Consider the following 14,778-nt stretch of genomic DNA (forward strand, 5'->3'; position numbering starts at 1 on the left):
CCCATTCACCAATCTCTCATCTCTCATTCAAAAGCATCGTGGTCAACAAACGCCTGCTGCGCCTCAGCCTCTTTCAGCTCGGTTTGGGGTTCAGCGTGGTCGTGTTCAACGGCGCGCTGAACCGCGTGCTGATTGCAGAAGAGGGCATTCCAGCCGGCATCGTCGGCTGGCTGCTCAGCCTCGGGCTGTTCGTGGCGCCTGTCCGCGCGCTGATGGGCTTCCGATCCGACAAGGAGAAGAAGACCTTCGGCTACCGACGCCTGCCTTACGCCTGGTACGGCACGATGCTCGTGTTCTGCGGCCTGTCTGCCGCCCCGTTCTCGTTGTTGCTGCTGAGCAAAGCGTCCCAGTTGAACAGCGACGTGCCCTTCCCCGTGGCCGTCTTCTTCTGCACGCTGATCTTCCTGCTGTACGCCGTCGGGACGCACGTCGGGCAAACCGGCTACCTGGCGCTGGTGACCGACCTCACTCCCAAGCACGAGCGCAGCCGCGCCATGGCGCTGCTGTGGATCGCGTTGATCACCGGCCAGATCATCAGCTCGTTTGTGATCGGCTTCTTCTTGCAGGACTTCCACCCGATGAAGCTGATCCAGGTGATGCAGTCGGCCTCGGTGATCTTCCTGGTGCTGGCTGTCGCGGCCATCTGGAAGCAGGATCGGCCTGTGGAGCTAGAGGATGATGCGGAGGACTTCTCCAGCCGAATCTGGACAGTGCTGGGGACGCACAAGATGCGTTTGTTCTTCGCCATCCTGTTCTTCGGCACGCTGGGGCTGGCGGCGCAGGACGTGTTGCTCGAACCGTACGGCGGACAGGTGCTCGGCATGAGCGTCGCAGAGACCACGCGGCTCACGGCCATGTGGGGCATCGGTATGCTGATCGCCATGCTGATCGCCTGGCAGGTCATTCCGCGTTTGGATTCGCCGATCCCGGTCACGTTTGCTGCCTGCCTGGTGGGCTTGACTGGCTTTGGCCTGATCACCATGGCCAGCGCGAACCACTCGGTGGCGATGTTCATCGGCGGGACCGGCGTGATCGGCCTCGCCGGCGGCTTATTCCTGATCTCCACGCTCTCGCTGGTCGTTTCTCTGGCAGACATCAAGACGGCCGGCATGTATGTCGGCATGTGGGGATTGGCGCAGACATCGGCGGCAGGGCTGGCTGCGCTGGCCGGCAGCAACCTGCGCGATGTCGTCTCGCGCATCACCGGCGATCTGGCGCGAGGCTATACGACCGTATACGCGGTCGAGATGGTGTTGATCGCCGTGACGCTGGCGCTGTTGATCGCGATGCCGCGCGAGGCGTTCGTCACCCGTGAGAAAGGCCGATCGGCGTTCGCTGGGTTGACGGACGTACCTGGCGCATAGGTGTATGACCCATGAACGGCGATTAGCGGCGGTTGACGCCTGACGACCCGCAACTAATCGCCGAAGCGGGAGGTTGAACATGCTCATCCCAAGTACCGAAGCGCTGTTGTGTGTGGTGCTGCTGCTGCTCGGCTCAGTCGGGCTGTTTGCGCTCTTCCTGGCAACCGATCGAAACGCCGTCGAGGAGAGCAAGTTGCCACAGCATGCCACCGAGAAGCGCGACGAGCAAGCCGGTCGTTAGCGCGCCGGACCGCGGAGACGCGCTGTGTTGCGTGACGGGATCGCCCCACAGCGCGTCTCCACGCCACGTCCTCCATCGCGTTTGGCTGCGCCCGAGGCCTGCTGGAGGCGGATGCCTCCATTCGAATCGTCTCGTGCTGCGCCGGTCGCCTCCGGTAGAATTGAGCCAATCAAAAATTTGAGGCGACAATTGTGACGACACAACTGCACATTTGCCACCATCCCCTCGCACAGCATAAGCTCGCCATCCTTCGAGACCAGAAGACTGAACCGAAGAAATTCCGCGAAGTCGTGCGCGAACTGGCGATGATGCTCGTCATCGAAGCGACGTCCGACTTGCCGTTGACACCGCTGCCGATCACGACGCCCATGGGCGCAACGACCGGCCACAAGCTGGCTGAGAACGTGGGCCTGATTCCGATCTTGCGCGCCGGCCTGGGCATGGTCGAGGGCGCGCTGACGATGCTGCCGTTCGCCGAGGTGTGGCATATCGGCCTCTATCGCGACGAGCGCACCTTGCGGCCGGTGGAGTATTACAACAAGCTGCCGGTCAGCCCGACGGTTCAAGTGTGTCTGGTGCTGGATCCGATGCTGGCGACCGGCGGCAGCGCTGTGGCGACCGTGGACATCCTGAAACGTTGGGGGGCGCAGCGCATCAAGTTCGTCGGCCTGATCGGCGCGCCGGAAGGGGTGAAGAAGCTCAGTGAAGCGCACCCAGACGTTCAGATTTACCTAGCGGCGCTGGATGATCACCTGAACGACATCGGCTACATCGTGCCCGGCCTAGGCGATGCCGGCGACCGGCAGTTCGGCACGGCTTGAGCAATAATCCTCCGCGTTCACACAATCCCACAAGGCCGACATCGTATGGAGTATCGCATCGAGAAAGATTCCCTGGGTGAAGTCCGCGTGCCCGCTCACGCCTATTACGGCGCCCAGACACAACGCGCGGTGAACAACTTCCCCGTCACAGGGCGTCAACCCTACTTCGCGTTCGTGTGGAGCATGGCGGCCATCAAGCGCGCCGCGGCCGAGGTAAATCGCGACCTGGGCTTACTGGAGCCGCGCATCGCCGACGCCATCATTCAGGCCGCCGAGGAAGTGATGGCCGGTAAGTTCAACGAACATTTTGTCGTCGATCCATTTCAAGCTGGCGCGGGCACCAGCCACAACATGAACACCAACGAGGTCATCGCCAACCGCGCCAGCGAGATCCTCGGCGTGCCGCTGAACAGCAGCGAAAAAAAGCCGGTCAGCCCCAACGACCACGTGAACATGGCGCAATCCACCAACGACACCACCCCCACGGCGATCCGCCTGGGCGTGTTGTGGCGTTTGCCGGAGTTGCAAGCTGCGGTGCAAGGGCTGATTGACGCGCTGTGGGCCAAGGCGAAGGAGTTCGATCCCATCGTGAAGTCCGGCCGCACCCACCTGCAAGACGCCGTGCCCATCCGGCTGGGCCAGGAATTCAGCGGCTATGCGCGCGCGGTGGAACGCGATCTGGAGCGCATCCATCGCGCCGCCAATGCGCTGCGGCGCATGCCGATCGGCGGCACGGCCGTCGGCACCGGCCTCAATGCGCATCCCGAATACCATCGGCGCATGGTCCAGACGCTCTCGCGCCTGCTCGGCCAGCCGCTTTACGAAAGCGACAATCTGTTCGAGGGCATGCAAAGCATGGCCGATCCGGCAGACTTCAGCGCCAGTATGCGCACGCTGGCGATCACGCTCACTCGGATCGCCAACGATCTACGCCTGCTCAGCTCCGGTCCCACCACCGGCCTGGATGAAATTCGGCTGCCTGCCGTGCAACCCGGCTCGTCCATCATGCCGGGCAAGGTCAACCCGGTGCTGGCCGAGATGTTGAACATGGCCATGTTCCACATCCAGGGCTGCGATCACACCGTGGCGTTAGCGGCGCAGGCTGGCCAGCTTGAGCTGAACGTCATGATGCCCATCATCGCCCACAACTTGAACGAGATGATGCAAGTGGCGATTGGCTCGATCAACGCCTTCGTCAAGTTCTGCGTTGTGGGCATTGTGGCGCAGCCGGAGAAGGCGACCGGCTGGTTGGCGAAGAACGCCATCGTGGTCACCGCGCTCAACCCCATCATCGGCTATCTGGCCGGCGCTGAGCTGGTGAAAGACGCCATGAAGCGCAACGTCACCATTCGCGAGGTGGCCGCGGAGCGCATCGCCAGCGGCGCGTTGACCAAGAAGGACGGCTCGCCGCTCACGCTTGAGGAAGTGGACGCGGTGCTATCCGACCTGCGCCGCTTGACGGAAGGCGGGTTAGGCGGGCCTGCCGGCGGCGGGTAAACAGCGCGGGCGCAAGCGCCATGCTCAGCGTTTGCGATGCCCGCGCCGGATAAAATCTTCGGCATGGCATCCCCTACGACGCCGCCGGAAGACCCCGATGATTGGGGTACGCCCGAGCGTGCCCCCGGGCGGTGGGAAGACGACGAGGACGCAAGCAGCGCGCGCAAGCGATGGTCCGGCGCGCTCAATGCGGTTTTCGGCCCGCTGTGGAATGACCCGCGCGGGCGTCCTCTGCTGTTGGTCAGCGGCCTAGCGTTGCTGGGCATCTGTGCGCTGTCGTGCTTCATCCTGAGCCTGGTGTTGCTCTCCGAGCGCCCAGGCCCCTTCCCCCCCGGCCCGGAAATTGCCGAAGCGACGCGGCCATCAGTGACAGATGAGCCTACCGCTCGCGCCTCCGACGCGCTCGTGATCCGCGTCAACGACGTGATCCAGCCGGCTCCCGCCCCGAGTCGCCTTACCATTGGCGTCAGCACGTATCGCCTTGTGCCGATGAACGTACAGGGCGCGCGATGGCAGTATGACCCAGGCGCGCAGAAGACTGCATTCTGGGTCCCCGGCACGCTTGTGAACTACGTGGTCGGCCTGCACGCCTCGCCGGAGAATCGTGAAGTCGTCGAATCGCTCAGCGTCGGCGATTTGATCCTGCTGGACACCAACCTGGGCACGCAGCGCTACCGCGTCGCGCAGAAGGAAACCATCCGCAGTGACGATGTTGAGACGCTGCTCGCGCAGAACAGCCCGCGGCTCACGCTAGTGCTGTTGGGCGAGGGCGGCGACCAACGCCGGATCGTGATTGCAACGTTCACCGACGAAAGCACCCCCAATCAGCTCACCGCGATCGGCACGCCGATCAACCTGGGGGATGTGCGCGTCCGCGTGATCAACCAACGGCTATTGCCGGGTTCGGCGGTCGGGTTGCCGGCGGGCAAGAGCTATGTGCAGGTGGACTTCGAGGTGACGAACGTGGTCACGCGAATCCTGGACGCCAGTCAGTTCTTCAGCGAGATTGCCGACGTCGCCGGCGTCGTCATCCCGTTCTCGCGCCAGGCCTCTGCCGCCGCCGGCGGTCGGGGCTTTCCTCAGGGGGCGTTGCAGCCCGGCCAGACGATCACGGCGACTGCCGGATTTGAAGTGCCGGACGCACTGTCCGGCCCCAACTTGGAGTGGCGCTTCTCGTTGGATAAGACAAGCCCCTACATCGCCAAGGTTGCCATCCCGTATCGCCCGATCGCCCTCCCGCCGACGCCGGCGCCCACCCGCGCCCCCGTGGCCGAAGTCACGATTCTCAACGCGCAAATCTCGCCCGAGGGCAATGAGCTGCGCATCGTCGGCAACGTGCGCAATCTGACCGGTCAGTTCCTTTCCGGCTCGTTGCGCGATGTATCGTTGAGCGGGCCGGATGGCCAGCTCTACCCGCTCAACTCCAGCCTGCCGGCCTTCCCCTGGAATATCACGCCGGGTGAGACGCTGGTGTTCCAGCTTTCCTTTGCCAGGCCGCAGACCTCACAACCGGTCGTTTTTACGTTGTTCGGGCAGAGCTATCGCATTTGCGAGCCGGCGCAGCCCTGCGATTAGCCGCGCATCACGCGGCGATGCATCCGCCTCCCGCCGATCGGCTCACAGGCCGTCGGCATGCGTTTGGCCTCAACGGCCGTGCAGCGATGGGTCCTTGGTCAGCTCGCTGATGCCCAAGTCTTCGAGTGGCTTCGATGGCCGTGACACATCGCGCGTGAACGAGGCAACGCGCGTCGGCGCAGCCCAGCGCACGCCGTTGGCGATGACCTGTCGGACCAGCGGGTTGAAGTAAGTGGGATAGGTTTCATGACCGGGGCGGAAGTAAAACACCTTGCCCATGCCCCGATGCCAACAGCAGCCGCTGCGGAACACCTCGCCGCCGGTGAACCAACTGATGAGCACCAGCTCGTCCGGCTGCGGGACGCCGAAGAACTCGCCGTACATCTCCTCGGCATCCAACTCGAAGTAATCCGGCAAGCCTTGGGCGATGGGATGCGCGGGGTTCACAACCCAGAGGCGCTCCTTGTCGTTCGCCTCGCGCCAGCGCAGCGCGCAATCGGTGCCCATCAGTCGCTTGAACGGCTTGGAGAAGTGGCCACTGTGCAGCACGATCAACCCCATGCCGTCCCACACGCGCCGGACGACCCGCTCGACCACTTCGTCACGCACTTCGCCGTGCGCTGCGTGGCCCCACCAGATCAACACATCGGTGGCGTCCAGCACAGCCGGCGGCAGGCCGTGCTCCGGCTCGTCCAGCGTGGCGATGCGGATGATGAATTCGCCGCCGCGATCATGCTGACGCAGCCCTTCGGCGATCGCCTGGTGCATCCCTTGGGGATATAGATCGGCGACGACCTTGTGCGTCCTTTCGTGGCGGTACTCGTGCCAAATCGTAACGTTGATCGCGTTTGAGGTAGACATGCAAGGATTCTAGAGCAGATTCCCAACTTGCGGTAAAGTGAGAGGCGCAGCTATCCCTTTCATTTCTTCATCCGATGGCAACTCAAGTCCCCGCCCAAACCCAACCTTATCTGTCCGATTCAGCCGCGTCGCCGGCGGCCGGCGCCAGAAAGCTCCCGCTGTTCTCCGTCTTTCTGGCCCACATCAGCGTGGACATGCAGACCAGCTCGTTGACCGTGCTGTTGCCGCTGTTGCTCGCCTCGTTCGGCCTCAACTACAGCCTGGCCGCGCTGATCGTCAGCGTGAACAACCTGGTGATCGCCGTAGCACAACCGCTGTTCGGCATCGTCGGCGATCGGAAGCCGATGCGCTGGTTGATGTTCGCCGGCGCGATGCTGTGCGGCGCGGCGATGGTGAGTGTGACGCTGCTGCCCAGTTACTGGCTGGTGCTCGTCGCGGTGGTGCTGAGTGGGCTGGGCTCGGCGGCCTTCCACCCCGAAGGGCTATCCGCCGTCCGCGCGGTGAGCGGGGATAAGTCGGCCAGCGGCACGTCGTTCTTCTTCTTCGGCGGCAACCTGGGTTTCGCGCTCGGCCCGTTTCTGGCCACGCTGCTGATCGCAGCCTACGGTACGCCTGGCGCGCTGGGCATGATCGTGCCGACCTTGCTGGCGACGGGCGCGCTGTTCTTGCAGCGGCGGGCGTTCGGCGCGCACGCCGGCGTGGCCGGCAGCCGGCTGCCCGGCGCAGCGACGCCGGCTAGCCGGCGCGCGTTTTGGCTGGTCGTCTTCCTGCTCGCGCTGATCGCCGTCCGCTCGTTGATCCTGAGCGGCCTGCAGACGTTCATCCCGCTCTACTTCACCGGCTACAGCGATCTGTCGAAGGAACGCATCGGTGCGATGGTATCGGCGCTGATCTTCAGCGGCGCGTTCGGCACGCTCCTCGGCGGCCCGCTCAGCGAACGCATCGGCCGGCGCAACACCCTGTGCCTGGCGATGTTGGTCGTGCTGGCCGCGCTGTTCATCTTCCTGCGCAGCGAGGGCCTGGCTCAACTGATTGCCATCAGCCTCGCCGGCGCGTTCATCACGATGCCGTGGCCGATCAGCGTGGTGATGGTGCAGGAGGCCATGCCCAACAATGTCGGCTTGGCCGGCGGTCTCACGCTCGGCCTGGCCTACGGCGCCAGTGGGTTGGGCGTCAGCTTGCTCGGTGGACTAGCCGACGTGGTCGGCTTGCCGGCGGTGATGACGCTGATCACCTTGCTACCCATCCTGGTTTTCTTCATGAGCTTGTTCGTGCCGGAACGGCCGGGGGCGCAGCGCCACATGAGCTGATCGCCGCCGGCGAGGAAGCAGCCATCCATGTCTCAGTCATCCCTGAAACAACCGCCGCCGATCAACGGCGACTTGTACGACATTGAATCGGAGCTGAGCGACGACGAACGCGCCATCCTGCTGCGCTGGCGCGCATTCATGCACGACGAGGTGGCGCCGATCATCAACGATTACTGGGAACGCGGCGAATTCCCTCTGCAACTCATCCCGAAGATCGGCGCGCTAACGATGGAGACCATCGGCAAAGGCCAGACGCACTATCCGCGCATGTCGCCGTTGCTGTCCGGCATGCTCACTGCGGAGATCGCGCGGGTGGACCCGTCGCTGTGCTCGTTTATCGGCGTGCACCGCCGGCTGTGTATGACTTCGATCTGGCTGTTTGGCTCGCAGGAACAGAAAGATCGCTGGCTGCCCCCGATGCTGCGCTTCGAGATCATCGGCTCGTGGGTGTTGACCGAGCCGTTGGTCGGCAGCGGGGCGGCGCGCGGCCTGCTCACCACCGCGCGCCGCGAGGGCGACTTCTGGGTGCTCGACGGCGCAAAGAAATGGAGCGGCAACGCCACATTTGCCGATGTCAACTGCATTTGGGCCAAGCACGCCGAGACCGGCGCCGTCAACGGCTTTTTGGTGGAGCGCGGCGCGCCGGGGTATCACGTCGAGAAAATCCACGACAAGATCAGCAAGCGCGTGGTGCAGAACGCGATGATCCGGCTGGAGGGCTGCCGCGTGCCAGAGGCCAACCGCCTGCCCGGCGCGCGCGCCTTCGACGATGTGGCGCGCCAGTTGACGAACGCGCGCGCCGATGTGGCCTGGGAAGCCGTCGGCATCGCCCGCGGGGCGTATGAGCGCGCGCTGGCCTACGCGCTGCAGCGGGAGCAATTCGGGCGCGCGATCGCCGCCTTCCAAATTCAGCAGCTTAACCTGGCCAAGATGCTCGGCAACGTCACGGCCATGCAAAGCATGATGGCGCAGTTGGCCAAGTTGATGCAGCGCGAAGGGAGCATCTCGCCGGAGCGATCCTCGCTGGCCAAGGCCTGGTGCACCGAGAAGATGCGGGAGACGGTCGCCATCGCCCGCGCCATGCTGGGCGGCAACGGCATCTTGCTGGAGCATGACGTTGCGCGCCTGTTCGCCGACGCCGAGGCGGTGTATTCCTACGAAGGTTCGTACGAGATCAACAGCCTGATCGTGGGCAAGGCCATCACCGGCTATTCGGCATTTGTCTGAGCGCGCCATGCGCCGGCCTGGACTTCGGCGGCCATGCGGTTGAGCATGGCCTGCGCGCGTTGGACCACCTCGCCGAGCGGCGCGATCTCGCGCACGTCGGCATCGCGGCGCTTGAGCTCGGCGCCGCCGGCGGCCAACGACTTCGGCGCGACGGTGACGCGCAGCGGCAGGCCGATCAGGTCGGCATCGGCGAACTTCACGCCGGGCGATTCGGCGCGGTCGTCGAAGAGCGTCTCGACCCCGGCGCGCTGCAGCGCCTGATAGAGCGCCTCCGCTTGGGCCAGGGCGTCGCCATCGCGGCCGGCCAACGCGACGAGATGCACCGAATACGGCGCGACGCTCGGCGGCCAGATCAGCCCGCGGTCGTCGTGATGCTGCTCGGCGATACACGCCATCCATCGGCTGATGTTGACGCCGGCGCTCAGCATCAGGATTGGCCGCGATCTGCCGTCGCCCGCCAGGTAGGTCGGGTGCGTTTCTGCGCGCTGCGCGCCGAGCCGGCGCATATGGCCAACCGCGACGCCGTGGGTGAGATGCAGCGGCGCGCTGCAACGCGGGCAGGCGTCGCCCGCGCCGGGGGCGGCGATGTCGGCCACGATGTCCGCAACATAGTCTCGGCCGTAGTTGGTATTGAGCAGGTGATAGCCGACTTCGTTCGCGCCGGCGACCAGGTTCGGCGAAGCCGGCACGCTATCGTCCACGACGACGACTGCCGGCCACGGCGCGCGTCTGATGCGCTCCGCCAGGCCGATCGGCGAAGCGTATCCCGGCGCTGCGCCGATGGCGCGGATCTCGTCCTCGGTCGCCGGTCGCAGCTCGGACGCGCCCAGCGCAGCGGCCAGCTTGGCCGCGCTCACTTCTAAGTCGCCGCGAATGACGACGAAGACGAATCGGGCTTGTCGGCCCTCGGCTGCCCGGTGTGCCGCCACGAGGAAGACCGCCTTGGCCGTCCTGCGCTTGGGGATGTTGAGGCAGCGCGCCAGCGCCTCGATCGTCTTGGCGTCGGGCGTGGCGACTTTCTCCATCGGTCGGAGCGGCTCGGCCTCCGCCGGCGGTTTGCGAAAGGTCGCCGTGCGGCGGTCGGCGGCGTAACCGCATCCGTCGCACACGACGATCTCGTCTTCGCCCTCCGGCGTGAGATAGACGAACCGATGCGCGATTGCGCCGTCCGCGCCCGCCTCGACGAGGCGTACCGGCAGCGCGCAACGTCGGAAGGCGCGCTGCCACGCCTCGCGTAGCGCCTCTGCTTGCGCTTGCGCGCTGGCTGCGTCTGCGCAAACTCCCAACGCCTCCAGCGCGGTGAACTCGCGCGCGTCGAGCAGGCCGGCGCGCGGGCGCGGCGCATCGCGAAATTGCGGCTGGATGTGGAATAGCAATTGCGGCAGTTGGCGGTGCGCGCGAATCTCCTTCCTGACTATCTCGGCGATGGCGGCTTCCCAGGATGTCCCCAGCGCGAGGTCGCGCGCCTTGCGGTCTGAGAAGCGCGCCGCCTCGCCGTCCGTGGTGTTGATCATCTCGGCCGGCAGCACCGCCGACAGGCGCATCTCTTGTCCGCCGATGGCGGCCAACTCTTCCCGCAGCACGCCTTCGATCCGGGTCAGCGTGCGGTGGGCGAGCGGCAGGTAGGCGAACAAGCCTGCGCCGAGCGGACGGATGAAGCCGGCGCGCAACAGCAACCGTTGGCCGGCCGGTTCTGCGCCCGCGGGCGCTTCGCGCAACGTGGCGCCGAGCAGTGAGGATAGACGCATCTCAGGGCAACTCGCGCTCCAGCCACGCGAGGGGATTGACGGTCACGCCGCCGACGGCCAGCTCGAAGTGCAGATGTGGGCCCAGGCTGCGGCCGGTGTTGCCGGTATAGCCGATCACATCGCCGGCGTTGACGATCTGGTTGACTTCGACCTCGAACTTCGACAGGTGACAATACACGGTGAACACGCCGCGCCCGTGATCCAGGATGATGACGTTGCCGCGAATCGGGAAAGTCTGCGCGGCGGCGACCCGCCCAGGCGCAGCAGCTTTGACCGGAGTGCCGATGCGCGCCGAAAGGTCTATGCCGCTGTGGAAGGTGTTCAGCATGCCGCGATTGAAATTGCGCCGCGTGCCGTAGTACGACACAATTTTGCTTTGGATCGGCCACTGGAGCGGTCCTTGCCACCATTGCGTGCCCGAGAAGTTGCTGAGGATCGCGTCGAGTTCGGCGCGCTCTTCCTGGTTGACTTGGGGTTCGAGCAGCGGCGTCAACTTGGCGCTGAGGTTGAGGGTCTCGTAGCCGAATCGGCCGGCCCCCACTTGCAGTCTTCCCTGCGCGACGCTGGCCAAGCCGTCTTGTGTGATGGCGCGAATGACGATCGGGTAGATCCCCGGTTCTTGCAACGCCGCCACGCCGCTCAGCGCGATGTATTCGCCGTCCTTCTGGGCGAAGCGTATGGGTTGGTCGGCCAACATGCCGGTGATCTGTTGCAGCGGCGCGCGCGCGGCGACGCGCACGGCGACGACTTCGCCTTGGCGCGGCACAATCGGCGCGACCTCGATCCGCTCGAACGGCTCCGGCAGGTTGCTTGCCGCGCCGGCCTGCGGCACGCGAAGCGTTTGGCCGAACACCAGGCACACGCTGCACGGCAGATCGTTGACGCGGCGCAGTGCATAGGGCGAGACGCCATACTGCGCTGCGATGCTCGTCAAGGTGTCGCCGGCCGACGCGCGGTACAACCGGATGTTGTTCGATGGCGGCGCCGGCAGGCGGATCTGCTGCCCGGCCAGCAAAAGATAGGGGCTGGTGAGCCGGTTGCGCTGAGCGAGGTCGCCGACCGAGAAGCCGGACTGCGCCGCCAGGCTGTGCAGCGTCTCTCCCACTTGGACGAAGTGCACCCGTGGGTCGTTGCTGCGTGGCAGCGTGATGGGGGGCTCCGTAGGCTCCGGCGTCGCTATCACCTCGATCACCGCCGTGGGCAGCTCGACGGGTTGAGCTTCGGCCGGCGGCTGAGATGGCGCCTTGGGATCGGCGGTGGGCGACGCAGACGGGTCCTCGGCCGGCGCAGGCGGCGGCTGATCTTGCGCGTAGGAGGCCGACAAAGGCAGCGACGGCAGCGTGAGCGCTGCGGACAGGAGCGCCGCCATGGCGCAGTGGACGAGGTCGTTCAACGAAGATTGGACGTTGGACACGATGACGCGCGGATTGTACCCACGATGAGCGCACGGGCCGATGCGCATCGCCCTCACTCGTCGAACAGCACCGTCGGCTCGGTGTAAGTTCGCACACGGCGATTCATCAGGCATTCGTGAAGCCACTCGCTCAGGTGGCCTTGCTTCTGCGCCAACGACATGTCGCTGCGCAGGATGGCCATGGGGTAGTTCACGCGCAGGGCGCGCAGCGGCAACACGTGGCGCGTGATGCCGGCGGGCAGCATCACGCCGATGCGCGCCAGCTCGATGATCTCTGCCGGCTCGTAACGCGGGAAGACCACCACTGCGCTGGCGTCGGAGAACGACTGCCGCACCTCGCGCAGGTTGTCGCTGATGGTGCGCTGCACTTTGGCGCAGCCCTCATACATGTCCACCAACTGGTTGAGCAGCGCGGTGCGTTCGCGCACATCGCCGCCGCCGCACAAGATATCGGTCTTGTGCGTGTGATCGCATGAGATGAAGGCCAGCGCTTCGCGCCGCGCCAGCATCGCGCGCGCGTGGGTAAGATCGCCTTCGTAGATACGCAGCCCCGGGATGCCCCGGATTTGGGCCAGCAGTGCCTCCACGCTGCACTGAGTGATGGCATGATGCCACACGAACAACTGCACCTGGCTATAGTCCACGACCTGGACGAGCGCATGCGGCACCCCGAGTGTGCGCATGGCGGTGATGCGATTGGCGCCGTCGAGCACGACGAATTGCTTGTCGCCGTTGCCGAACGGCGCGACGATGGGTGGGTTGCGCAGGACGGCTTCGTCGCGGATGCGCGCGAGCAGCGGGTTGACGCGGCGCGGGTCGGTGCGCTCGTGCGGGATGAGCAAATCGAGCGGCAAAATGCGCAGGTCGGGAAGTTGCATAGACTGCCGATTGTAAGCAGCCATGAACATCGCGTCATTCGAGCAGCTTTGGCCCTATGTCGCCGGCGCGCTGCAGGTGCTGGTGTCGTTTCGCGCGCTGGCGGCCATCGGCCTCGGCGCGATTGTTTACTGGCTCATCCCGCATGCCTACCGGCCCGGAGCGCTCATCCCCATCAGCATCGCGATCGTGCTGTTGGGCTACCAACGGCCGATGATGCTGGTTGTGGCCGCTGCGGCGATCTGCGCGCTGATCTATCTCGCCGTTCGCCGGGGCGCGCCTCGGGCGTGGATCGTCGCCGGCCTCGTCGCGCTCTATGTCGCGCTGCACGGTTTGTTCGGTTTGCTCACGTTCACGCCCTGGCTGGCCTGGTCGGGTCTGACGCCGGAATCTGTGCTGCCCACAATCGGCCTCACGACGGCGTTCACCTTCCTGCGGTTGGTGCACTTCAGCGTGGACTACGGCGCCGGCCCATGGCCTTATGAAGCAACGCCGCGCGCGCCGATTCCGCCACCTCCGCTCGCCTATGCCGCGTGGTGTCTGTTCTTCCCGACCTTCGTGCATCTGCCGCTCATCCGCTACCAGGACTGGTCGGCGCAGTTCACGAAGCTGCCGGGGCGATTGGCGGTCGCCCACTTGCGCAAGGGCATCTGGCGCATCGGCCAGGCGCTGTTCAAGGGCGCCTGCCTAGCGCTTGTCTTCACGGCGTTCAATCCGAACGCGATCTTGCTCCGCCCCGTCGGACGGCCGTTCCTCGAACTCTTCGTTGCAGCGATCGTTTCGGCCATCGCCTACTACCTCGGTTTTTCGGCGTTCATGGACCTGGGCATCGGCGCAGCGAGCCTGTATGGCATCACGCTGCCGGAGAACTTTTCGCCCGTGCTCAAAATGGTGCGCATCAGCCGCATGCGCGACTTCTGGCGCAATTGGAACATCACCACGACGCGCTGGTTGCACGATTACGTGTATCAACCGCTCGGCGGCCACCGGCGCCATCCGCTGCGCAACGTGCTGCTGACCATGACGGCGTGTGGGCTGTGGCACTCGGTGAGTGTATTCGGCGCCGCGTGGGGCTTTGGATTTGGGGCGATCTTGCTGGCCGAGCACGGATGGAATCGTCTGCGCATCCGGCGCGGCTGGCCGGATGCGCCGCCGTTGCTGCGCAGCGTGCTGTTGCTGTGCGCCGTCGCGTTCGTCAACCTCGCGCTCACGCCTTATGGCTACGCTGCGCAGTCCGCCAAATATCTCTACCCGCTGTACTGGTTAGGGCTGGTTTAGAGGGGATGTAGACTCGGTCCAACGCCGGCGCGCGCGGCGCGGGAAGCTGTGCCGCCGGCGACGAACGGGACATCCACATCGGCCGGCCTGAGCGGCGTTCCGGGCTGCGGGCTTGCCTGTTGTAGGACAGCCTTCCAGGCTGTCTAGGACGCCCTGCCACAGGTGGGTGCAGGAGCTTGTCCTAATTCATGCGGTTGGAAGGCAGGCCGCGCCTGCCGGCGGGTGTTGCAGTGGAACGATACCGATGCCGGCGAATACCGCGCGCGTGCGCACGGTGTCGGGCCTGTGGACATTGCGACGCATCGGGCATATGCGCCGATCGTCGCGATGAACCCGTAGCGGCGTGTTCCCAAGGTTGCTTAGAAATTACTTAGCCCATTCTGATGATTGCCCTACGCTTGACCTACTTAACACGTATTTTGTGAAAAGTCCTGGGCTAATACCAACTGCCACATCAAGGCGTGCTAAATAAGGACAGGGCCTGGACGTTGTCTTTGATCCAACGCCAATCAACCAGCCTGCGAAGTGCGTCGGCGTCGTCAGCTAACGCATGCAATATCTGCTCG

The 14,778-nt window shown here is 65.1% G+C and carries 12 protein-coding genes; 8 read left to right on the plus strand and 4 right to left on the minus strand.

Translation table 11 applies throughout. From position 1 onward, the window contains the following. Nucleotides 1-38 precede the first annotated feature (38 nt). From GXH28_RS05690 to GXH28_RS05710, 5 genes are all read left to right on the plus strand, one after another. The gene (locus GXH28_RS05690; RefSeq protein ID WP_169238050.1) at nt 39-1,364 is read left to right on the plus strand and encodes an MFS transporter; all 1,326 of its coding nucleotides are present in this window, start codon (nt 39-41) and stop codon (nt 1,362-1,364) included. 79 nt (nt 1,365-1,443) lie between these two features. Beyond that, nucleotides 1,444-1,605, plus strand: coding sequence for a hypothetical protein (locus tag GXH28_RS05695; protein WP_169238051.1), 162 nt, complete (start codon nt 1,444-1,446; stop codon nt 1,603-1,605). A 191-nt stretch (nt 1,606-1,796) separates the two neighbouring features. Next, nucleotides 1,797-2,426: a uracil phosphoribosyltransferase gene (gene upp / locus GXH28_RS05700; protein WP_169238052.1), complete on the plus strand. Its 630-nt coding sequence runs from the start codon at nt 1,797-1,799 to the stop codon at nt 2,424-2,426. Nucleotides 2,427-2,471: 45 nt separating this feature from the next. Further along, nucleotides 2,472-3,923 carry an aspartate ammonia-lyase gene (locus GXH28_RS05705; RefSeq protein WP_169238053.1) on the plus strand — a complete coding sequence of 484 codons (1,452 nt, stop codon included), beginning with the start codon at nt 2,472-2,474 and terminating at the stop codon, nt 3,921-3,923. A 63-nt stretch (nt 3,924-3,986) separates the two neighbouring features. Further along, nucleotides 3,987-5,498, plus strand: a complete 1,512-nt coding sequence (locus GXH28_RS05710; RefSeq protein ID WP_169238054.1) for a hypothetical protein — start codon at nt 3,987-3,989, stop codon at nt 5,496-5,498. A 69-nt stretch (nt 5,499-5,567) separates the two neighbouring features. Here the strand turns inward: GXH28_RS05710 and GXH28_RS05715 are convergent, their stop codons facing one another. Further along, complete coding sequence (locus tag GXH28_RS05715; protein ID WP_169238055.1) at nt 5,568-6,359, minus strand: ThuA domain-containing protein; 792 nt, start codon at nt 6,357-6,359, stop codon at nt 5,568-5,570. Between the two features lie 74 nt (nt 6,360-6,433). Here GXH28_RS05715 and GXH28_RS05720 point away from each other — a divergent pair, with 74 nt between their 5' ends. Both GXH28_RS05720 and GXH28_RS05725 read left to right on the plus strand, forming a co-directional pair. Then, complete coding sequence (locus tag GXH28_RS05720) at nt 6,434-7,669, plus strand: MFS transporter (protein WP_169238056.1); 1,236 nt, start codon at nt 6,434-6,436, stop codon at nt 7,667-7,669. 27 nt (nt 7,670-7,696) lie between these two features. After that, a complete protein-coding gene (locus tag GXH28_RS05725; RefSeq protein WP_169238057.1) occupies nt 7,697-8,896 on the plus strand; it encodes an acyl-CoA dehydrogenase family protein in 1,200 nt (399 codons plus the stop codon). Here GXH28_RS05725 and proS read toward each other — a convergent pair. From proS to GXH28_RS05740, 3 genes are read right to left on the minus strand one after another with little or no spacing between them, the layout of a single operon-like run. After that, nucleotides 8,878-10,644, minus strand: a complete 1,767-nt coding sequence (gene proS / locus GXH28_RS05730; protein WP_169238058.1) for a proline--tRNA ligase — start codon at nt 10,642-10,644, stop codon at nt 8,878-8,880. The two genes, GXH28_RS05725 and proS, sit on opposite strands and share 19 nt — an antisense overlap. Nucleotide 10,645: 1 nt before the next feature. Continuing rightward, a complete protein-coding gene (locus tag GXH28_RS05735; protein ID WP_169238059.1) occupies nt 10,646-12,058 on the minus strand; it encodes a peptidoglycan DD-metalloendopeptidase family protein in 1,413 nt (470 codons plus the stop codon). Between the two features lie 53 nt (nt 12,059-12,111). Next, on the minus strand, nt 12,112-12,936 hold the full coding sequence (locus GXH28_RS05740) for a hypothetical protein (RefSeq protein WP_169238060.1): 825 nt from the start codon (nt 12,934-12,936) through the stop codon (nt 12,112-12,114). A 22-nt stretch (nt 12,937-12,958) separates the two neighbouring features. Here GXH28_RS05740 and GXH28_RS05745 point away from each other — a divergent pair, with 22 nt between their 5' ends. Continuing rightward, entirely contained in the window at nt 12,959-14,212 is a 1,254-nt protein-coding gene (locus GXH28_RS05745) for an MBOAT family O-acyltransferase (RefSeq protein ID WP_169238061.1), read from the plus strand. Nucleotides 14,213-14,778 lie beyond the last annotated feature (566 nt).

The organism is Candidatus Roseilinea sp. NK_OTU-006 (assembly GCF_012931985.1).
Lineage (GTDB): Bacteria > Chloroflexota > Anaerolineae > J036 > Brachytrichaceae > JAAFGM01.